The sequence below is a fragment of the Mucilaginibacter sp. P5_A4 genome, from assembly GCF_056400605.1.
This window is the reverse complement of record NZ_JBFUKX010000001.1, coordinates 419753-439498: the sequence shown is the minus strand read 5'-3', so window position 1 is coordinate 439498 and position 19746 is coordinate 419753. Positions and strand designations below refer to the sequence as shown.

Here is a 19746-nt window from a genome sequence, read left to right as displayed (position 1 = left end):
CCCAACGGTACGCACCTGGTTTGTTTCAACATTATCCTGGCTGCCCTGAACCGCCTGAAAGCTACCGAGGACTGGGTGAAGGATTGCTGGCTATGGATGTACCGCGGCGCATGGCACGAGTTTGAAACCTATGAGATTGAAATGTCGGTGCCTTTATCTCCTGAAGAAGTGATCCGCAAGCGGAACGCCATCTTCAAGCACCAGTCTCAAAAGGATCGCCCGGTGTTCCCGGGGGATGATGCAAGGGAGTTCTGGGTAAGGGCCGAGGACCGCACCCGCGACACCGCGAAACGTTATGACCGCTTAGGGATGGCTGAGTATGAGGCCATGGAAGCGTTTAAGCGTTATATATTTTAATTTTACTGTAGCAATGAGTTTGAACCTGGAGTGTTCGAAAAATTTTCTCCTGGGGCTACTGTGTGTATCCATTTTTATATATCCAAAACTGTTGCGTTCGCAACATGTGAAACAGTAAAAAATCACATCTATCTAACAATCAGAAAATTACAAATTGCCATAAACATACAAAACGCAACAGAAGGCGATGGGCTTTTATCCGCAGGAAAAGTTACCGTGAGCGACACAGGCAATAGGGAATGTAATATTAGTGAATCATAGCGATGGGTTTAAAAACTCATCGCTATATTTATAAAATAACAATTGCAGACGAATGAGTGCAACCATTACTACCGAAAAGCCCGTAAGGCTTCTCTCTTTAGACGTCTTTCGCGGCGCCACAATAGCTGCCATGATCTTAGTTAATGACCCCGGCGATTGGGGCCATATCTATGCACCGTTAGAACACTCCAAATGGAACGGCTGCACACCTACCGACCTGGTGTTCCCTTTTTTCCTTTTTATGGTTGGGGTGTCGGTGGTTTACGCCATGGAGAGCAAAAAGGCGGTTATGCCCCACGGCAAGTTAATATTAACCGCGCTGCGTCGTACTGCTATACTGATCGCCATTCCCTGGATCACCCAATTGATCCTTCATCCCGATGGCGGCTTAGCTCACCTGCGCTTGCCAGGGGTATTGCCGCGCATTGCCCTGGTTTATTTTATATGCACCATCCTATATTTAAAAACATCACAAAAAACCCGCGACTGGATTTTTGCCGGCGCGCTTATCGGTTACTTTATCATCATGACCTTTATCCCTGTACCGGGAGTAGGCTATGCTAACCTGGAGCCAGAAACCAATATGGGCGCCTGGGTAGACCGATTGGTATTTACTACCAATCACCTCTGGCGCGAATCGCGCACATGGGATCCCGAAGGTTTGCTGGGTACCTTGCCCGCCGTGGCTACCGGCCTGTTTGGCATACGCGTAGGTTCATGGTTAAAACGTAAAGACCGCGACGAGAGTGTAAAAGTAAGCTGGATGTTTACTTACGGTTTAATAGCAGTTATTACAGGCTTAATATGGGATCTGTTTTTCCCCATCAACAAAGCACTTTGGACAAGCTCGTTCGTGCTTTATACCGGTGGCCTGGCCACCGTTGCGCTGGCCGTTAGCTACTGGCTAATTGATGTGCAGAGGCATAAAAAATTCACCTACCCTTTTGTGGTTTTTGGCACAAATGCTATTACCGCTTACGTATTATCCGGCTTTATCCCTCATTATATGGGGATGATAAAAATCGGGGGATTGTCAATTTATCAAACCTTTTTTGCTCCATACTTCTCTCCCATAAACGCGTCACTGGCCAGCGCAATATTTACAGTTATTATATTATGGCTGGTGATGTGGATATTGTATATTAGAAAAATATTTATCAAAATATAATATATGAAATTTAAACTGACCCTAATCACCTTAACCGGGGCACTATTATTTAGTATTACAGGAGTAAAAGCGCAAACTACCACCTTTACGCCATCGCACCTCAAAGCAGCAGAACGGATGCTTGTTGCATCGGGAATAGAGACCAACCTGCAAAAAATGTTCGGCACGCTTATAGAGACTCAAGCCCAGCGATTACCAATCGATAAAAGGACCGCATTCAAAAACGCGATGAATAAATTCATCAACAAGTATGTAACCTTTGAGGATGTAAAAAAAGCATTCATTCCAATTTATGCCCGGGAGTACTCAGAGGCTGACCTAACCCAGATAGCAGATTTCCTTTCCTCACCTGCAGGTATAAAAATGACCGAAAAGCAAGCTATACTATTTCAAAAGGGTGGCGAGTGGGGTCAAAAGGTATTTACAGATCACCAGGCAGAGCTTGAACAAATGATGAAGGATGAAATGGCAAAAAAATAAAACCACCTTGTTAACCAATAATTTGTAACTAATAGTTTCGTTTAGCATCTTAGCATAAAAATATTCCCTAATTAATATCATGAATTTAAACAAACAGCTTTCTGTTGCAGCTTTAACTTTGCTTATAGCCACAGGAAGCGCCTTTGCACAAGTAAAAAAAAGGCCGGCCCCATCGCCAAAAAGCAAACCCGTTGCAGCACAACTGCTTGTAAAAGGCGATGCATTACCTATTGATAAGCAGGTTATCATCGGCAAATTGCCAAACGGATTAACCTATTACATCAGGCAAAATGTCGAACCCAAAAACAAAGCCGAACTTTACCTGGTAAATAAAGTAGGATCGGTTTTAGAAACTGACGACCAGCAGGGCCTTGCGCATTTTACCGAGCATATGGCCTTTAATGGCACCCGCGATTTTCCTAAAAACCAGATGGTTGATTATCTGCAAAAATCGGGTGTGAAATTTGGCGCCGATTTAAATGCCTATACTTCATTTAACGAAACGGTTTACCAATTACCGATACCAACCGATACCGCTGCAATTTTTAACAATGGCTTCAAAATACTTGCCAACTGGGCGGGCTATGTGAGCTTTGACCCTACCGAGATAGATAAAGAGCGTGGTGTTGTTTTAGAAGAAGAACGCTTACGCGGAAAAAACGCACAGGAACGTTTACAACAGCAGGTACTGCCGGTACTGCTTAATAACTCGCGTTATGCTTTACGCCTGCCAATAGGCAAGGAAGCTATCCTTAAAAACTTTAAGCCCGAAACCATCAAAAGCTTTTACCATGACTGGTATCGCCCCGATCTGCAAGCGGTAATTGCCGTGGGCGATTTTGACCCTAAACAGGTAGAGGCGCTGATAAAACAAAATTTTTCCGGATTGCAAAATCCAACGGCCGAAAAACCACGTGTAAAATATACCGTACCTGCCACACCAGGTACCGCTGTTAAAATAGCTACAGATAAGGAGTTCCCTTACACTCTTGCCCAAATTGTTGTAAAACATCCGGGCACAACCATTAAAAACACCAACGACTACATGCAGAGCGTTAGGGTACAACTGTTTAATCAAATGCTAAATTCGCGCTTAGGCGAATTGCTGCAAAAACCAAATCCGCCGTTTTTATTTGGCCGGTCGAGCTATGGTGGCTTTTTAGGCGAACAGGATGCATTTACCTCCATCGCGGTAGCAAAACCAGGTGAGTTGGAAGGCGCAATTAAAGCTGTAGTTGCCGAAACTGAGAGAGCCCGTAAATTTGGGTTTACACTTACCGAACTGGAGCGCGCCAAGCAGGACGCTCTTGTGCAAATAGGCAATGCCTATAAAGAAAGGGATAAAACAAGATCGGTAAATTTTGTACGCGAGTACCAGCAGCACTTTTTAGAGGGCGAAGCTATACCGGGTATTGACTACGAATACAATTTTTATGTAAACAACATTGGTAAAATTACCCTGGCCGAAATGAATGCCCTGGCCGGCAAATTCATTGGCGATCAAAACAGGGTGGTAATTGTTGAAGGCCCTGAAAAGGATAAAGCCGCTTTACCATCCGAGAGCACTTTACTGCAATGGATAAGCAGCGCGGGCCAAAACGTTACGGCTTATGTTGATAATGTATCATCAGACCCATTATTAAGTAAATTACCCGAAGGCACCAAAGTTGCTTCTGCAGTGGCAGATTCGGCTATTGGTACCACAACCCTCACTTTTGGTAACGGCCTTAAGGTGGTATTGAAACCAACCGAGTACAAAAACGATCAGATCCTGATAAATGGCTACGCCTTTGGTGGTTCATCACTGGCAAGCGATGATGATTTTACATCGGCCAATTTGGCGTCGTCCATCATAAGCAGCAGCGGTGTTGCCCAGTTTAACCAGGGTATGCTTGATAAAAAGCTCGCCGGTAAAAATGTAAGCATTACCCCTTACATCAGCGAGTTTGCCCAGGGAATAACGGGCCGTTCATCTCCCGCCGATTTTGAAACCGCCTTGCAACTCATCTACCTGTATTTTACGCAGCCACGTAAGGATAACGATATCTGGCAATCAACAATCTCCCAAACTAAATCGGTACTGGCCAATAGGGGGCTTGATCCACCGAGCGTATTCCAGGATACTATATCGGCCGTTTTAAGCAACTATAATTTTAGGGGAATGGTAACCAAACCCGAAAGATTAAATACCGCATCGCTTGATAAGGCATACGCTTTTTACAAAAGCAGGTTTGCCGATGCCAGCAACTTTACTTTTACATTGGTAGGTAATTTTGATATAGAAACAGTAAAACCTTACCTGGAGCATTATTTAGGAGGCCTGCCATCAACCAATAGCAATGAAACTTATAAGAACCTTAAAATTCAGCCGCCGGCAGGCGAGATCACCAAGATAGTAAATAAAGGGGTGGCAGAAAAAAGCAGTGTTCAATTGGTTTTCAGCGGAGATTATGAATACAACGAAGCTAATAACCTCCAGATGGATGCGCTTGAAGAGGTGCTGAATATTAAACTGATTGAGCGTTTACGCGAACAGGAAAGCGGCGTTTACGCCCCGGGAGTAAGGGCTGGTTATCATAAAATTCCAAGCGGCAGATATACCATCACCGTTTATTTTGGATGCGCGCCCGAGAATGTGGACAAAATGATAGTATCTACATTGGATGAGATAGCCAAGCTCAAATTAAACGGCGCCCAGCCAACAGATATCCAGAAATTTGTTGCTGAGGAAGCCCGTACAACCCGCGAACAAATGAAGGAAAATATTTTTTGGGCAGGATACCTGGCTTCATCGTTACAAAATGGTGAAAACCCCGATGAGATCCTGAAACATGTAGGTAATCTTGAACAGATAACCGTTCAAAGCACCAAAGAAAGCGCCAACAAATACCTTAGCGGTAAAAACCTTATTAAATTAATACTGATGCCGGAGAAAAAATAATTCCCCGCGTGATACTTAAAAACGCCCTGCCGGATAATCCTGGCAGGGCGTTTTTTGTTTGAAGCCAAGTATTTATATTGATTGGTTAACCATTCCCTACCCTGTCCTTTTCATCTGTGGCACTACCGTCTGATGATCGTTTAGCCGCTTTGTACGATTTCCCAAACCGGTAAGTAAAGGCAAGTGTAAATACCCGGGTATCCCTGGTCAGCTTAAAATATTCGGTGGCATTAGGAAACTGGGTTAATCCCTCCATGGCATTGGTATAAAAAATATCCCTGGCGCTAAATTTTAAGGTTGCTTTCTTTTTAAGCAGGGGCCGTGATATGCCAACGGAAAGCTGCCCGGTTGGGTACAGTAACTCCTGCACATCGTTACGGGCTTTGGTAGTATAAAAGCCAGAGATCTCGGCAATATAAGTTTTGGCTATCGTAAACTGGCTATTTATATTAAGGTTAAGCTGGTTAATCTGGCTGGTATATGTATTGCCATTAAACCCTTTTAATTGCTTATGGTTATACAGGACTTGCAGCGTGAAGTTCCACCAGCTAAATGGCGATGCCGACAGCGTTGACGACAGGCCCAAATTATAAGTGCTGCCCACATTGCCTTGTGTATACAAAAGTATCCCTTCGGCTGCATCATTAAGAAACAGCTGCGAGAAGTAATTTTTGATATTACTATAGGATACGCTGGTAGTTAGCAAGTTTTTATACTGATGGCTTAGCTCCAGGTTCCAGCTGTATTGCGGCAAAAGGTATGGGTTGCCGGTTTGATAGGTGTATTTATTTATAATAAAGTAAAAAGGGTTCAGATTTTGAAATATGGGCCTATCGATTCGTCGGCCTGCTGTAAGGGTAAAGCTATTGGATGAATCTGCCTGGTAGCTCAGGTAACCGCTTGGGAAAAAGCCGCCATAATTACGGGAGAAAGCCGAATCTTTTTGAATGGCATTACCCAGCTGATTGGCCTTATAGCTTGTATACTCATACCTGAGGCCTGCCTGTGCGGTCAATTTCGAATATTTTTTTTCAAAAGTGGCATATACGGCATTAATGTTTTCCTTATATAAAAAGTGGTTGCTTTTGCTGTAATCCTCGGCCCAGTATGCGCCATCAAAATTTCCATAAAATGCCGTATTATTAGTATTGCTATAGGATGATTTATAGCCTGCCTGGAAGGTGCCGCTCTTTTCAGATTTAAGGGAGTAATCAACCTTGCCCGATATTATATTAATAGTGGTTGGAATATCTCCGCGCGACAGATCCTCGTATTCACCGGGCGCCAGCAGCCTGTTATTAAAATTCTGCCCGCTTTGAATATTGTAATGCAGCAGGTCGGCATTTACTTCCAGATCCTGTGATGAAGATATGGTATGCCTTGCATTTAAATTGATGGAGCCATTTTTAAACCGGCTATTGTTTTTATTGGTAGTGGCAATGGCCGAATCTACCCTATCAACAGTATTTAACCATGTAGCGGTAGCCCTGTTATTGCCATGCCTGTTAACAAGCGTGCCGCCCAACACAATACCTAATGTAGTTTTAGGACTAAGGTAGTAGTCAAGCCCGGTTTTAATGGTGTTGTTAAAAGACGTGCCCGAAAAATAAGAGGGCTGATCCAGCTTTGCTGTTACTATATTATTGGCGTTATAATATTTTCTTAAGGCATAAATATTGGTAAGGTATTCAACAAAATTCATGTTGTAATTAAAAAAAGTATTGATCTTGCCTGTGCGGTAGTTCAATACCAGGCTATTACTGTTTTTGGGATAAACACCCTGCCCTACAGATGTGGTGAAAGAGCCGTTAAAACCCTTTTGCTTATTTTTTTTAGTTTTTATGTTGATGATACCCGCATTACCACTTGCGTCGTATTTAGCTGTAGGATTAGTGATCAGCTCTATCTGTGATACCTGTGCCGAGTTCATGCTGCTCAGCAAATTGTTCAGGTCGGTGCCTGAAAGGTAGGTGGGTTTATCGTCAACCATCACCAGTACACCTGGTTTCCCTTTCAATGCAATACCGCCATTCCTGTCGACAGTTACTCCCGGCGATTTCTCCAAAACTTCCAGCACTGTAGAGCCAACGCTTGTAACCGATGATTCAACATTCAAAATAACTTTACCCTCTTTTTGTTGTACAAACGGTGTATTGGCAACAACATTTACCTCCTGTAATGCTGTATTTGATAACTGCAGTTTTATAGTATCCGTATGTACATTAACCGGAAAATGATAAGCGTGGGTGTTTTGAGGCTTGTAGCCGGTGTACGTAACCGAAAATGTATACGTTCCCGCCTTAATATTTAAGAATCTGGCAGCTCCCCCCATATCGCTCATAGCGGCTTTTACAGGTTTGCCGCCTTCCAGCAATTTTACAGAGGCCCCCTCTGTTGGCTGCGACCTTTCGTTTAAAACTATAATTGTAAAGCCATGATTATCGTTATTTGCCGATTGACTGTAAACGCCCGTACAAACAAATAACAACGCAAGGAGGCAGCACGTTTTTAATATCATATCAGCTAATGTAATCAGAAATTTGTATTAAGACGCTTACTGCATGTAACTGTTACACAGGCGCTATAATGCGCGGGCCAGCTGTACCGATTTACGATATTCCTTTGGGCTGTTACCCTTTTGCTTCCGAAAAAACTTATTAAAATGGCTTTCGTCGGTAAAGCCAAACTCGCCGGCAATTTCATTAAGGCGCTTATCGCTAAATTGCAGGCGGTGCTCTATTAGTTTGGTTTTATAGTTGGTGATGTATTGCTGAAGCGTTTCGCTGGCATGCTTCTTAAAATACCGCCCCATATAAGCTTCGGAAATGCTGAAGTTACTGCTGATTACCCCTGCTTTCAGTTTTTCGGGATAAAAGATATTGCTTTGAATGTATTGCAAAATATCCATCGCCTTTTCTTCGGTACCCATATTCACCTGTTCGGGAAGGTAGCGGGCAATATTACGGGCAACAACTATAATCAGTGTGTTTACTAATTGTTGTATCAGTTCCTTATTGTAAATATCCTTATTCTCGTACTCGCCAATAATGGCCTCCACCATAGGGCCAACCAAACGTTTATCCGGCTGATTTTTAAGGATACAGCCCGGCTGGTGATTGGCATTATGCAATATATACTCCAGCCGTTGAACGTTTTCTGTTAATATGCCATTGTTTTTTAAATAGATATCGTTAAACCGCAAAAAGAAAAGTTTGGTAGTGGTTTCAATATCAAGTGAATGGTAATCCTCTGGTGTTATCAGGAACATGTGCCCGGCGTGATAACTGAAACTATTTTTATTGATACACTGTTTACCAGTACCAGAGATAACATAGATCAATTCAAAAAAGCTATGCTGATGTGCAAGCTTGGGGCATGCATCTATTGTTTTATAGGCAATAGAAAAAGGTTCATATAAATTTTCCTTTATCATAGTACGAAAATACCAAATTACAGAAATATTATACCAATTTAATTTCATTTTACGGTATAACTTTGGCCTATCAAATTAAAAAAGATAATGAAAGCAATAATTTTAAAAGATTTTGGTGGCGTTGAAAATTTGAAAACCACAAACATACCCATTCCGTCAATTCAGGCTGATGAGGTACTGATTCAGTTAAAATCTATCAGCATTAACCCGGTTGACGTAAAAACCCGTTCGGGCAAGGGCGTGGCCGGATTAATAAAAGACGAGATGCCTGCCATTTTAGGCTGGGACATTTCGGGCGTTATTACCGAAGTTGGCGCCGGCGTGGCCAATTTTAAACCCGGGGATGAAGTGTTTGCCATGTTAGCCTTCCCTAAATTAGGCAAAGCCTATGCCGAATACGTAACAGCGAAAGCTAATGAACTGGCATTAAAGCCGGCAAATATCAGTCATGACGAAGCTGCAGCTGCCACCCTTGCCGCACTCACCGCCTGGCAGGCTTTAACAACACACGGCAGTATAAAAGCCGGCAGCAGGGTATTAATCCACGCGGCGGCAGGCGGGGTAGGCCATTATGCCGTGCAGATGGCTAAACACCTTGGCGCATACGTCATAGGTACTTCGTCCCTTGCCAACAGAGATTTTGTTTTATCCTTAGGGGCCGATGAGCATATCGATTACAAGACGCAGCCATTTGAAAACGCGGTAAAGAACATCGATTTTGTATTAGATGCCATCGGAGGCGAATATATTGACCGCTCATTAACTATAATCGAAAAAGGCGGTACCATAATCAGTATCCCATCCGGCTTAAACGATGATGTAACTGAAAAAGCCCGGGCGTTTGGTGTTAATGGCCATAAAATGAGGGTACAACCGCGTGATAAAGACATGCAGATTATTGCCGGCTTATTAGAAAAAGGCTTTATCAGATCACACGTATCAAAAACCTTCCCTTTTGATCAAATGGCCGAGGCACATTTGCACCTGGAAAGCGGAAGGACTGTAGGGAAGGTTACGCTGACATTGTAAGCCCGCAAACCGGACAATTGATGGTTAGGTGGCAAACGCAATAAAATAAGCAGGCAATGCAGAACGGAGACAAATAAGTTTTTCCTTTTATATATTTGATGTAAATGGATCCCATCTCAATAGGCCGCCACATTATCCAGGAAATTAAACAAACCGGTTACCTGGAGTGGTTGGGTGCACTAACAGGTGTTGCCTGCGTTTACCTGGCTGCCAAACAAAACATCTGGAACTGGCTAATGGGCATCATAAGTGTAACTGCCTATATGGTAGTTTTTTATGAAAGCGCATTATTTGGCGACGCGGGCCTGCAGATCTATTTCCTGGGGACAGGCATATACGGCTGGTACTACTGGCTCCGCAAAAACGAGCGAAAGGAAAAGCCGGTTATCAGCCTTAATACCAAAGAGTATGTATGCATTATACTGGCCACCCTGATCTTATCGGGGCTGTTAGGCTTATTTCTGCAAAATTATACATCTTCAAAAGTGCCTTATATTGATGGGTTTTGCACAGCGGTAAGCTTTATGGCACAGTTGCTAATGACCAGGAAGATATTGCAAAACTGGGCGCTTTGGATATTTGTTGATATTTGTTATGTGCCGCTGTACATTTACAAAAGCCTGTATGTAACCGCCATATTGTATACTATTTTCCTGGTTTTAGCCATCATGGGTTACATTGACTGGTATAAGGAGTATAGGGTTTTGAAACCTGCAGGGAAAGTATAGTATTTACTCAAAAACCATTTCCTCGTTAACCCAGTCATCCAGTTCCTGGGGGTTATGGCTTACAATGAGCGTTGTGGAGCCCAGTTCCTGCAAAATTATTTTTAATCCGGCTACCAGTTCTGTTTTCATTTTAGGGTCGAGGGCAGAGAAAGGCTCATCCATTAAAAGCAGTTTTGGCCTCGTGGCCAGGGCCCTCAGGATGGCTAAGCGTTGTTGTTGGCCTCCCGATAAATACTCTGGCTTATGTGTTTCTAAATTGTCCAGCTTGCCTAATAACAACAATCGTTTTATCCAGGGCTCATCGGCGGTGGCGTATTCCAGGTGCTGCCTCACCGTCATATTGGGGAACAGGGCATATTGCTGAAAAACAAAGCCTACATTCCTTTTTTGTGTGGGTAAATTAACCTTTGCTGCCGCATCAAACCAGGTAATGCCGTCGGCAATAATTATACCTTTTTCCGGGTTAGTCAACCCGGCAATAACTTTCAGGAACGTGGTTTTGCCCGAACCGGATGGCCCATATATTTTGGTGATACTGCCGGTAGCAAATTGTTTATCAATCTGCAATACCTGCTGCCCATGGTAGGCTTTTAATTTTTTTTCGATAGTTAGCCTGATCATCCTAAGGGGCTTTTGGCCTGATATTTATTAAACACAAAAACAACTATCACCAGCACAAACGTAATGGAAAACAAAATAAGCGAATAATTATTAGCTGCTGTGTAATCCATTTTCTCAACAGAATCATAAACAGCTATCGACGCCACGCGGGTTACTCCCGGTATGTTGCCGCCTATCATCAGTACCACCCCAAACTCGCCAAGGGTATGGGCAAAAGTGAGTACCACCGCTGTTAACAATGATGGCTTAATATTGGGCAGTAAAACGCTTTTAAATGTTTGCCATTGGGTTTTCCCCAAGGTATATGATGCTTCGGCCAGGGCTGCGGGCAATTGCTGTAAAGCCGATTTCACCGGACCAACCATAAAAGGCATGCTGTAAATTACCGATGCCAGTACCAGGCCCTGGAACGAGAATACAAACTGCACATCAAAGCTATCATGCAACCATTTACCCAGGCCGTGCCGCGGACTAAAAGCCAGCAGCAAATAAAACCCCAATACCGATGGTGGCAGCACCAGGGGCATGGTAATAACAGCTTCAACAATAATCTTGAAAAATGATCTTCCCCGCGAAAGCCACCAGGCAAACGGCACGCCAACAACCAGCAGCAAAACTGTTGTAATGCCGGCTAATTTTAAAGTAAGCCATATTGGTGAAAGGTCCATCAACAAAAATAGGGGTTATTGTACAAGGTAACCATAGCTTGCAAAAATACTTTTAGCTGCCGGGCTCAGTATATACCGGTAAAACTTTTCGGCGCCAGGGTTACCTGCGCCATGTTTTAATATCACCATCCCCTGTAATATTGGCGCGTAATCTTTAGGGTTGATGACCTTATAATACAAAGCGGTTTTATGCTCTGTATCTTTTATAAGCGATTGTGTGGTAAAGCCAACATCAGCCACCCCGGTTGTAATGTAAGTATTTACCTGCGATATGCTTTCGCCATAAACAATTTTGGATTTTACATCATCTAAAACGCCTTTCCGTTTTAATACCTCTTCGGCTGCTTTACCGTAAGGGGCAACTACAGGATTAGCAATGGCTATTTTTTTTGTGCGGTGAGTAAGTAAAAGACGCTCCCAGTTCTCGAAACCAATATTTTGCGAACTACAGATGATGAGGCTGCCCTTTGCGTAAACAACCGGCTTTTTTGTGGCAAAGCCACTTTTAAACAAGGTTTCGGGAAAGCTCATATCGGCAGATAAAAATACATCAAAGGGGGCTCCGTTACTGATCTGTGCCACCAGCTTGCCCGATGAACCGATGATCGGTTCAATAGTTATCCCGATTTTTTGCTTAAAATCTTTTTGCAATACCTCTATAACCGACTGCAGGTTAGCAGCAACCGCCACCCGTACATTTTGGGCATATGCGGGCAAATTCACTATAATGCACAGGGCCATTAAAAAGACTATTCTTTTTAATGGGTGGTAAATATGTTGTTTGCGTTTCATTGGTTTTGTAGCTGTTTATTAGGCCGGCATCAATTTCAGATAAAACAATTATTTAATGCTAAAGCACTACAAATATATACTTGTTACGTGGTAATTAATTTATAATAATGACCTGTGAACCCGACGGTATTTATACTCAAAATAACGGCAAAATAATGGCGTTTGTATTCAATCATCCGGCTTTAAAACCGATAGTAAACCGGCGGACACTATACCCAATGCAAGCGCTTTACTACTTATGCCTGATAAGTTAGCCTACTTTATAAAAAGTGTATAAAAGTTGAACAAAAAGTGTGCAAAATTGGCCTAAAAATCACATTAAATAACTGTATTATATACCTTTAATAGGATTATAAAAATAAATATATTATCATTGTATCCGGCCTGACGCTAACCAAACTAACCTGCTTTCGTGCCCGCAAAACCAAACTGCGGGTACGAAAGATAATTACCCCGATATCTGCGCATGTATAAACTTTTATCGAGATATTTTACCCCGGTCTTACTGTTACTTTTTTTCTTTATAAATCATATATCAGCACAAACTGCAGTACCATTAAATGACAAGGTTAAGCAGCACATATTTGAGTATAAGCAGGTTTATTGCTTTGAAGATACTACTGGCCGGCTGAAATTTAATGAGGCCAGCATTGCTGAATTTGACGGACTTTTCCAGGTAAATAAAGAGCCTACCCCGGTTACCAGGAATATTAATTCGACCTATTGGTACCGCATAAAAATAAAAGGTAATCCTTATACCCAAAACAACTGGCTGCTGGAGTTTTTCGACCAAACGATAGATAGCATTACCGTTTATTCGCCCAATGCTCAAAATAAATATAGTGCCTCCCTTTTAGGCAGCAGTCGCCCGTTTGCGGCCAGGTTTTATCACCATAAAAATTTCAGTCTTAATTTAAATAACCCCAAAAATGAGGATGCTGTTTATTATATCCGCATCAGGTCGCACCATTCGGTAAACGTGATCATGGTGTTGCGCACCGTGAGCTGGTTCATTAGTTACGCGCTGGACGAATATTTCTTTTTTGGTGTTTTTTATGGGATGATATTGGTTTTCGGGCTGTACAACTTCATGATGTTTATAGCCATGCGCAAGGTGCAATACCTGTATTACATAGCCTACAACATCAGCATAGGGCTTTACGAAATGTGTGCCGATGGCATTGCCTACCAATACATCTGGCCAAACAACCCGGGTTGGAATCAGTACGCTTATGGCATAGCGTTGTTTGCCGCCAGTATTTTCGCGGTGCTGTTTACCCAAAGCCTGCTCAATTTAAAGGTAAACGCCACCAGCTTATATAAGGCCACCAGCTTGGTAATGGTCATACGCTGCCTGTATTTCCTGGCTTGCGTTACCATAAACAAAAGCTGGTTCAACTATAAAATTATCGAGTTTATTCCCTTACTGCTGGCTTTTTATGCCGGTTGTTATACCTGGGCCACCGGGTACAAGCCCGCGCGTTTTTTTGTAATTGGATATTCATTCCTGCTTACAGGCTTCATTATAAAAAGCTGCATTGCTTTAAACTGGTGGGTGCTGCCCGTTACCGAATTGGCCTACTACAGCCTGAGTGTTTGCTTCATTACCGAGATGCTGTTTATCTCCTTCGCCATTGGCGATAAGGTAAGAATCCTGAAAAAGGAGAAAGATGATGCCCAGCAGGCCATCATTAAACAAATGAAGCAGAATGAGGAATTAAAAGATATTCTGACTAAACGCCTGGAAGAGCAGGTGCAGCAACGCACCAAAGAGCTAGTCGAAAAATCATCCATGATAACCGAGCAGAACGAGGAGCTGCGATCTGTTAACGACCTGCTGCAGCAACAGGCCGAGGAGATTTCACGCATGAATGTATTGCTTGAAAAAGATAACGTTACCCTGCACAACAACATTGAAAAGGTAACGCACGACAGGGTAATGTCGGCCGAGGTGGATTTTGAGGAATTCAGCAAGATCTATCCCGACAGGGAAACCTGCTTTAAATTCCTGTCGGACCTTAAATGGGAGAACGCTTACGCCTGCCGCAAATGTACCGGGGCGCACTATGGCGGCGGACATTTGCCTTACAGCCGCCGTTGCTCCAAATGTGGGTACGAAGAATCGGTAATAGCCTATACCATTTTGCAAAACACCCGCATCCCCATCAATAAAGCCTTTTACATGATCTTTTTGATGTACTCCACCAAAGGCAAAATATCATCACATAAACTCTCCGAGATCCTGTCTATCCGCCAAAGCACCTGCTGGGCGTACAGTACGCGCATTAAAAAGGCAATGGAAGCCCGTAAAAAGGAGATCAAGAACGCGGGATCGAAGGGCTGGAGTAAATTGGTTATTGATAATTCGGCGGATTGAGTTTGGGGTGGTAAATAGTACCTGTTTTGGGGAGCTTCGATTTTGCCTGTTGTTTAATAATTTATAATTGAAAGTAACTATTTTTGCTTCCATCTATAAATTATGATTCGAAAGATACACCGGCACGTGCGAACTGCACGTTATATTGTTTACAAAGAAACGCTTGTTGATTATAAAGAGCATCTATGGACCTTTATCGGTTCGTTTTTAGGAATAGGCATTATCGGTTTTTTTAGCAGCCGTTATTTTAGCACTACTGATAATTTATTCCTTATTGGTTCCTTTGGTGCTTCATCGGTATTAATTTACGGCATCATCAATAGCCCGCTGGCTCAGCCAAGAAATTTAATTGGAGGGCATGTTATATGCGCTATTGTCGGTGTCGCTATGCACAAAATAATCCCTCATGAAATATGGCTTTCTTCGGCACTGGCTGTTTCCCTGTCTATTGTATTAATGCAGATAACAAAAACGCTGCACCCACCGGGCGGAGCTACTGCATTGATAGCCAATATTGGCTCGGCCAAAATACAGGCGTTAGGATTTTTGTATGTATTAAACCCGGTACTATCCGGAGCAACCATATTATTGCTTGTAGCCATCCTGGTTAACAACATGACCAGTCACCGCAAATACCCCAACAATAAAAAATGGTATATATTATGGCGCAGATACCAGCGATAAGCGGCAATTTAGCCCCCAGTCTCTTCTGTTAGTTTCAACAGCAGATCTTCGTTTTTAATCAGGATACTTTTCCCTGCTATTGTTATGATATTTTCATCAACCAGGTCGTTGATAGTACGGAATAGTGATTCGTAAGCAGCCCCGGTAAAAGCAGCCAGATCCTGCCGGCTCAAATCGATATCGATAAAACCATCTGTGTTTACACCAAACTTGTTTTGTAAAGATATAAGGGCTTGCGCAACCCGTCCTTTTACCGGCATATGCGCCAGGTTGCGCATTCTCTTCTCCGACTCCTGCAACTCGTTGGCAAAAAAACGCATCAGCTTTATCACAAAGTTATTGTTAACGTTTAACGTTGATTCAAGAAAATCCATACTGATATAGCAGATCACGCCGGTTTCAATAGCTGTGGCAGATACAGGGTAAAATCCGGTATCCCCCATACCCAGATGACCCACTATATCGCCTTTTTGCGCGAAGCGTACTATCAACTCTTTTTCTGCATCCCACTTTTTATGAACCTTTATTTTACCCTCATAAACAAAGTAAATGCCGGTTACCGGGTCGCCTTCTTTAAAAATTGCCTCTCCCTTTTTTACAATATGGTTTTGGCGATGAGTTTCAATAACCGGGATCCAATCCTTTAAGCAATGCATGCATAAAAAGCAGCTTTTTAAATCACAGATGTTTTTGCTTTTCGCCATTTATGTATGCTTGTTTTCGCCGTTTGGTTTCTGGCGCTAAATTATCAAAAGTAACGCCCTTTTGGTTGTTCCCATGTAGCCATATTAAAAATAATTCCCAGGATCACAATTACCGATCCGGCAAACACAGGCCAGGGGAAAGATTTTAAACCATTAATGTTGACTGTCCAGTTATGTGAATCAACTGCGTTAACTGTTGTTAAATTGGTAAAGGTTAAAAAACCGATAATAATGATAGTAATCCCTATCAGCATTAAAACGTAGCTAAATTTTTTCATGGCATTGCTCCTGTAATATTTTTTAGTGATTAAGAAACAAAAATTACAATAAAATATTACACATACAACATAAAATAGGATTATTTATTAAAAAAAGCAGGATATTTATTACTCCTGCAATGAAACAGTTTTATTTAAAAGAACCTCATTTCTATTAATACATTAAAAAACAAAAAGCCCCGTATCTGTCGATCTGAGGCTTTGGCTATGTTGATTTGAATTTGCTTGTTTAATTGAATCTTAAACTAATATTCCCGCTGGAGGCATCTGCACTTACGGGTATACCACCCCCATTTACACTTCCCTTTATGTGGTCTTTTTCCCACTGGCCGCTAAAGTTACTTATCCGGGATTGATGCTGGCCGATTGCATCACCCCTGATATCAAGATCAAGTCCTTGTTTTGATGGTAGTTCCAGGTCGATATTGCCAGAGCTTACGTCCAGTTTCAGGTATTTACCTACCTTATTAATTTGCGCATGCAGGCTCCCGGCGCTGATAGAGGCGCTTAAGCTGCAATTCATTTGTTTAAGATCAATTCCTCCGCCGGATGTACCGGTGATCAATTCGCCTTCAATATTAGTACCATCAACCCCGCCACCGCTGGTGTGTGCGTTGATGGTTCCCTTTAAATTTTCGAGGCGTAATCCGCCGCCACTGGTTTCAAGTCTTATTTTACCGGTGCAGTTTTTTGCAATAATGCCGCCACCGCTGGTTTGAAGGTTAATATTATCGCCCGAATTGGATACAATTATGCCGCCACCTGATGTGGTGCCGCGGATAGTTCCGTAAAGCTTGTCAACCTGTAATCCCCCGCCGCTGGTAGTAAAGGTTTCGTTCCCTTTTAAATTATCAAGAATTATGCCCCCGCCGCTGGTTTTAAGGTCGGTAGCTGTTTGTGTTGGTACATATATTTTAAACGAAATACTGATCGACTTTTTCCAGTTAAAATTTTCGTGCTTGTTTTTTGCGATAGCGCGAACCTCATGCCCGGTAACAGCAACACTCAGGTCGTAATCCTCATCCAGCCGTTTTTTGATCTCTTCTTTTGAAAGCTCGCGACCGTTATTCCCCCTGATGTAAACTTCAACCCTGGGTGTCTCGCCGCTTCGGCCGCTCACTATAATACCACCTGCCGATGTGTTTACAATTACGCTATTGATAGCATCGTTTGCCAATGATTTTGTAAGATATGGTGTTCTGTTTTCATTATCCTGTGCTAAAGCAGCCACCGTTTGGCCGGCAAGGAAAAACAATAATAAATACTTTTTCATATGCTTTAAATTGGTTTATATAGAAGACAGCTATACAAACCAATTCGTTGCAGACAGGGTAAGTTTTATTTTATTTGCGCTATTGGCGATCAAAAAGTTTTTTTAGCTCAAAAACGGGCGCCACCTTGCTCCTAATGGCTTTTAAGTGCCGCTCTTACTTTTGTTACTTCGCCAACTTTTACAGCGCTTGCCTTATTACCAAAACTGCTCCTTACGTAAGTGAGCACATCAGCAATTTGCTGATCTTTTAAATCAGCATGAGATGCCATCGTATTTGAATAGGTGTTTCCGTTTATCTCTACATCTTCGTTAAACCCATTTAATACAATCTTTATCAATGCAGCTTTATCCCCCAGCACATAGGTTGTTTTAGTTAAAGGCGGATTCATGTTTTGTACCCCTCCACCATCGGCCATATGGCAGGGCAGGCAAATACTTGTGTATACAATTTTCCCACGCAAAACAGAAGTTGCAGACGTTGAACGGCGCTGTGGCTTTTTTACCTGTGCATGCAAAAGAGTTGAGGACAGGGTGAATAACGCCAGTAATAAGCCAACTATTTTAATCTTCATTATTTATTTTTTATAAGTGATTTTATAAATCGTTCCTTTTGAATCATCGCTTACATATAATGATCCGTCGGGGCCTTGTGCCAGGCCGCATGGGCGGTGTTCGGCTCTGCCGGCAGCTTCCTGTTCCTTAGTGCCCGCAAACCCATCAGCAAATACTTCCCATTGTCCGTCGGGCTTCCCATTTTTAAATGGCTGAAAAACCACAAAATAGCCGGCCTGGGGCTCAGGTGCCCTGTTCCATGATCCGTGGAATGCTATGAAAGCGCCATTTTTATATTTTTCGGGAAACTGGTTGCCGGTGTAAAACAGCAAACCATTAGGTGCAAGATGACCGGGGTAAGCCGCTACAGGATCTATGTATTTAGCATCTGCTTCCTTTTCGCCGTCGCCCCCATATTCAGGTCCTTGTATTTTTTTATGCTTTACGTCATCGTAATACATGTACGGCCACCCCGCGTCGTCGCCTTCTTTCAGGGCATACATACACTCGGCCGGTAAAATAGCCGATTGATGAACCGTATAAAGTTTAGGAAAAAGGTCATGCAAAGCATCACGGCCATGCTGCATTACAAAAAGCTGGTTGTTCTGCTGGTTCCAATCCAACCCTACAACATTGCGTAAGCCAGTTGCATAACGTACACCATCACTTTGCTTTTGGTTTAACCGGTCGGCTTTAAACCTCCAGATGCCGCCGGCCGAATCTAAAATCGGGCATCCTTTTTTCTCCGGATCAAGCTCGCTGCAAATATTTGAATAGGCGCCTATGTTTACATATAGATTCCCGTTATCATCCAATGCAATTGCCTTAGGTCGGTGTCCCCTTTTAGTAACCAGGTTACCAACTATTTTTTCCGGGTGTTCCGGATCGATAACTTCGTTGTTGCCGTTTAATTTATAACGGTAAACATCGCGGTCAGAAGATGCGTACAAGTATCCGCTTTTAATACGGATGCCTGTGCCGCTAAAAGAGCCAAAGCTTGTTTTTATGTCGGCCTTATCGCCATTATCATGCAATACAACAATACCTTTTCCGTTTTTAAGCCCTCCAAGATGCACATAAATATCTCCCTGTGGGGTAACAACAAGGTGCCTGGCACTACCTAAATTATCAGCAATTATGCTGGCACTAAAGTTGGCTGGCAGTTTTAAACCGGCATTCACTGCCTCGTTTTTATGTTTTACAGAGCCTTTTTTTTCAACTTTGAATGCCTGCAGTACACCGGCGGCAATAACGCAAAGGCAAATGGCAATAATTATTTTTTTATTCATGATAGATTGAATTTTCAAGGTAAAATTAACTTTTAGCTGCATCAGTAAAAAGCCTGCATTAACTAATAAATCAGTTAGCGTAATAAACCAATATAAGCTTTATTAAACTTA

General features: G+C 42.6%; 17 protein-coding genes and 1 pseudogene. 8 read left to right on the top strand and 10 right to left on the bottom strand.

Annotation, left to right across the window (positions count from 1 at the left end; translation table 11 throughout):
- The 4 genes and pseudogenes from AC1DQW_RS01880 to AC1DQW_RS01865 form a co-directional block, all read left to right on the top strand.
- Positions 1-357 (top strand): annotated as a pseudogene (locus AC1DQW_RS01880) (glucosamine-6-phosphate deaminase); the annotation flags it as partial.
- A 313-nt stretch (positions 358-670) separates the two neighbouring features.
- On the top strand, positions 671-1786 hold the full coding sequence (locus tag AC1DQW_RS01875) for an acyltransferase family protein (RefSeq protein ID WP_477452570.1): 1116 nt from the start codon (positions 671-673) through the stop codon (positions 1784-1786).
- A 3-nt stretch (positions 1787-1789) separates the two neighbouring features.
- Positions 1790-2266, top strand: coding sequence for a DUF2059 domain-containing protein (locus tag AC1DQW_RS01870; protein ID WP_477452569.1), 477 nt, complete (start codon positions 1790-1792; stop codon positions 2264-2266).
- A 79-nt stretch (positions 2267-2345) separates the two neighbouring features.
- Positions 2346-5207, top strand: coding sequence for a M16 family metallopeptidase (locus AC1DQW_RS01865; RefSeq protein ID WP_477452568.1), 2862 nt, complete (start codon positions 2346-2348; stop codon positions 5205-5207).
- An 85-nt stretch (positions 5208-5292) separates the two neighbouring features.
- Here AC1DQW_RS01865 and AC1DQW_RS01860 read toward each other — a convergent pair whose 3' ends face one another.
- Both AC1DQW_RS01860 and AC1DQW_RS01855 read right to left on the bottom strand, forming a co-directional pair.
- Positions 5293-7725 carry a TonB-dependent receptor gene (locus AC1DQW_RS01860; RefSeq protein ID WP_477452567.1) on the bottom strand — a complete coding sequence of 811 codons (2433 nt, stop codon included), beginning with the start codon at positions 7723-7725 and terminating at the stop codon, positions 5293-5295.
- Positions 7726-7788: 63 nt separating this feature from the next.
- Positions 7789-8640 carry an AraC family transcriptional regulator gene (locus tag AC1DQW_RS01855; RefSeq protein WP_477452566.1) on the bottom strand — a complete coding sequence of 284 codons (852 nt, stop codon included), beginning with the start codon at positions 8638-8640 and terminating at the stop codon, positions 7789-7791.
- An 87-nt stretch (positions 8641-8727) separates the two neighbouring features.
- Between AC1DQW_RS01855 and AC1DQW_RS01850 the strand changes: the two genes are divergently transcribed.
- The gene (locus tag AC1DQW_RS01850) at positions 8728-9669 is read left to right on the top strand and encodes an NADP-dependent oxidoreductase (protein WP_477452565.1); all 942 of its coding nucleotides are present in this window, start codon (positions 8728-8730) and stop codon (positions 9667-9669) included.
- 104 nt (positions 9670-9773) lie between these two features.
- Positions 9774-10397, top strand: a complete 624-nt coding sequence (pnuC, locus tag AC1DQW_RS01845; protein WP_477452564.1) for a nicotinamide riboside transporter PnuC — start codon at positions 9774-9776, stop codon at positions 10395-10397.
- A 3-nt stretch (positions 10398-10400) separates the two neighbouring features.
- Here the strand turns inward: pnuC and AC1DQW_RS01840 are convergent, their stop codons facing one another.
- Genes AC1DQW_RS01840 through modA form a run of 3 tightly spaced genes read right to left on the bottom strand, consistent with a single transcriptional unit; the run spans position 10401 to position 12478 of the window.
- Positions 10401-11018 (bottom strand): ATP-binding cassette domain-containing protein, encoded by a 618-nt coding sequence (locus AC1DQW_RS01840; RefSeq protein WP_477452563.1) that lies wholly within the window; start codon positions 11016-11018, stop codon positions 10401-10403.
- Entirely contained in the window at positions 11015-11686 is a 672-nt protein-coding gene (modB, locus tag AC1DQW_RS01835; protein WP_477452562.1) for a molybdate ABC transporter permease subunit, read from the bottom strand. The genes AC1DQW_RS01840 and modB overlap by 4 nt, the downstream gene beginning before the upstream one ends.
- A gap of 15 nt (positions 11687-11701) precedes the next feature.
- The gene (gene modA, locus AC1DQW_RS01830) at positions 11702-12478 is read right to left on the bottom strand and encodes a molybdate ABC transporter substrate-binding protein (RefSeq protein ID WP_477452561.1); all 777 of its coding nucleotides are present in this window, start codon (positions 12476-12478) and stop codon (positions 11702-11704) included.
- A 466-nt stretch (positions 12479-12944) separates the two neighbouring features.
- Here modA and AC1DQW_RS01825 point away from each other — a divergent pair, with 466 nt between their 5' ends.
- Entirely contained in the window at positions 12945-14855 is a 1911-nt protein-coding gene (locus AC1DQW_RS01825; RefSeq protein WP_477452560.1) for a 7TM diverse intracellular signaling domain-containing protein, read from the top strand.
- A 102-nt stretch (positions 14856-14957) separates the two neighbouring features.
- Positions 14958-15539 carry an HPP family protein gene (locus AC1DQW_RS01820; protein WP_477452559.1) on the top strand — a complete coding sequence of 194 codons (582 nt, stop codon included), beginning with the start codon at positions 14958-14960 and terminating at the stop codon, positions 15537-15539.
- An 8-nt stretch (positions 15540-15547) separates the two neighbouring features.
- Here AC1DQW_RS01820 and AC1DQW_RS01815 read toward each other — a convergent pair whose 3' ends face one another.
- The 5 genes from AC1DQW_RS01815 to AC1DQW_RS01795 form a co-directional block, all read right to left on the bottom strand.
- The gene (locus AC1DQW_RS01815) at positions 15548-16243 is read right to left on the bottom strand and encodes a Crp/Fnr family transcriptional regulator (RefSeq protein WP_477452558.1); all 696 of its coding nucleotides are present in this window, start codon (positions 16241-16243) and stop codon (positions 15548-15550) included.
- A 44-nt stretch (positions 16244-16287) separates the two neighbouring features.
- Positions 16288-16521 (bottom strand): hypothetical protein, encoded by a 234-nt coding sequence (locus AC1DQW_RS01810; RefSeq protein ID WP_477417422.1) that lies wholly within the window; start codon positions 16519-16521, stop codon positions 16288-16290.
- 229 nt (positions 16522-16750) lie between these two features.
- On the bottom strand, positions 16751-17794 hold the full coding sequence (locus AC1DQW_RS01805) for a DUF4097 family beta strand repeat-containing protein (protein WP_477452557.1): 1044 nt from the start codon (positions 17792-17794) through the stop codon (positions 16751-16753).
- Between the two features lie 131 nt (positions 17795-17925).
- Positions 17926-18366 (bottom strand): c-type cytochrome, encoded by a 441-nt coding sequence (locus AC1DQW_RS01800; protein ID WP_477452556.1) that lies wholly within the window; start codon positions 18364-18366, stop codon positions 17926-17928.
- Between the two features lie 3 nt (positions 18367-18369).
- A complete protein-coding gene (locus AC1DQW_RS01795) occupies positions 18370-19635 on the bottom strand; it encodes a PQQ-dependent sugar dehydrogenase (protein WP_477452555.1) in 1266 nt (421 codons plus the stop codon).
- Positions 19636-19746: the final 111 nt, after the last annotated feature.

What these genes read in the sequence shown, in the direction of transcription:
- AC1DQW_RS01805 (WP_477452557.1), bottom strand. Translation starts at nt 17,794, where the DNA reads ATGAAAAAGTATTTATTATTGTTTTTCCTTGCCGGCCAAACGGTGGCT.
- AC1DQW_RS01810 (WP_477417422.1), bottom strand. Translation starts at nt 16,521, where the DNA reads ATGAAAAAATTTAGCTACGTTTTAATGCTGATAGGGATTACTATCATT.
- AC1DQW_RS01815 (WP_477452558.1), bottom strand. Translation starts at nt 16,243, where the DNA reads ATGGCGAAAAGCAAAAACATCTGTGATTTAAAAAGCTGCTTTTTATGC.
- AC1DQW_RS01875 (WP_477452570.1), top strand. Translation starts at nt 671, where the DNA reads ATGAGTGCAACCATTACTACCGAAAAGCCCGTAAGGCTTCTCTCTTTA.
- AC1DQW_RS01850 (WP_477452565.1), top strand. Translation starts at nt 8,728, where the DNA reads ATGAAAGCAATAATTTTAAAAGATTTTGGTGGCGTTGAAAATTTGAAA.
- AC1DQW_RS01795 (WP_477452555.1), bottom strand. Translation starts at nt 19,635, where the DNA reads ATGAATAAAAAAATAATTATTGCCATTTGCCTTTGCGTTATTGCCGCC.
- AC1DQW_RS01865 (WP_477452568.1), top strand. Translation starts at nt 2,346, where the DNA reads ATGAATTTAAACAAACAGCTTTCTGTTGCAGCTTTAACTTTGCTTATA.
- AC1DQW_RS01860 (WP_477452567.1), bottom strand. Translation starts at nt 7,725, where the DNA reads ATGATATTAAAAACGTGCTGCCTCCTTGCGTTGTTATTTGTTTGTACG.
- modB (WP_477452562.1), bottom strand. Translation starts at nt 11,686, where the DNA reads ATGGACCTTTCACCAATATGGCTTACTTTAAAATTAGCCGGCATTACA.
- AC1DQW_RS01840 (WP_477452563.1), bottom strand. Translation starts at nt 11,018, where the DNA reads ATGATCAGGCTAACTATCGAAAAAAAATTAAAAGCCTACCATGGGCAG.
- AC1DQW_RS01855 (WP_477452566.1), bottom strand. Translation starts at nt 8,640, where the DNA reads ATGATAAAGGAAAATTTATATGAACCTTTTTCTATTGCCTATAAAACA.
- pnuC (WP_477452564.1), top strand. Translation starts at nt 9,774, where the DNA reads ATGGATCCCATCTCAATAGGCCGCCACATTATCCAGGAAATTAAACAA.
- modA (WP_477452561.1), bottom strand. Translation starts at nt 12,478, where the DNA reads ATGAAACGCAAACAACATATTTACCACCCATTAAAAAGAATAGTCTTT.
- AC1DQW_RS01820 (WP_477452559.1), top strand. Translation starts at nt 14,958, where the DNA reads ATGATTCGAAAGATACACCGGCACGTGCGAACTGCACGTTATATTGTT.
- AC1DQW_RS01825 (WP_477452560.1), top strand. Translation starts at nt 12,945, where the DNA reads ATGTATAAACTTTTATCGAGATATTTTACCCCGGTCTTACTGTTACTT.
- AC1DQW_RS01800 (WP_477452556.1), bottom strand. Translation starts at nt 18,366, where the DNA reads ATGAAGATTAAAATAGTTGGCTTATTACTGGCGTTATTCACCCTGTCC.
- AC1DQW_RS01870 (WP_477452569.1), top strand. Translation starts at nt 1,790, where the DNA reads ATGAAATTTAAACTGACCCTAATCACCTTAACCGGGGCACTATTATTT.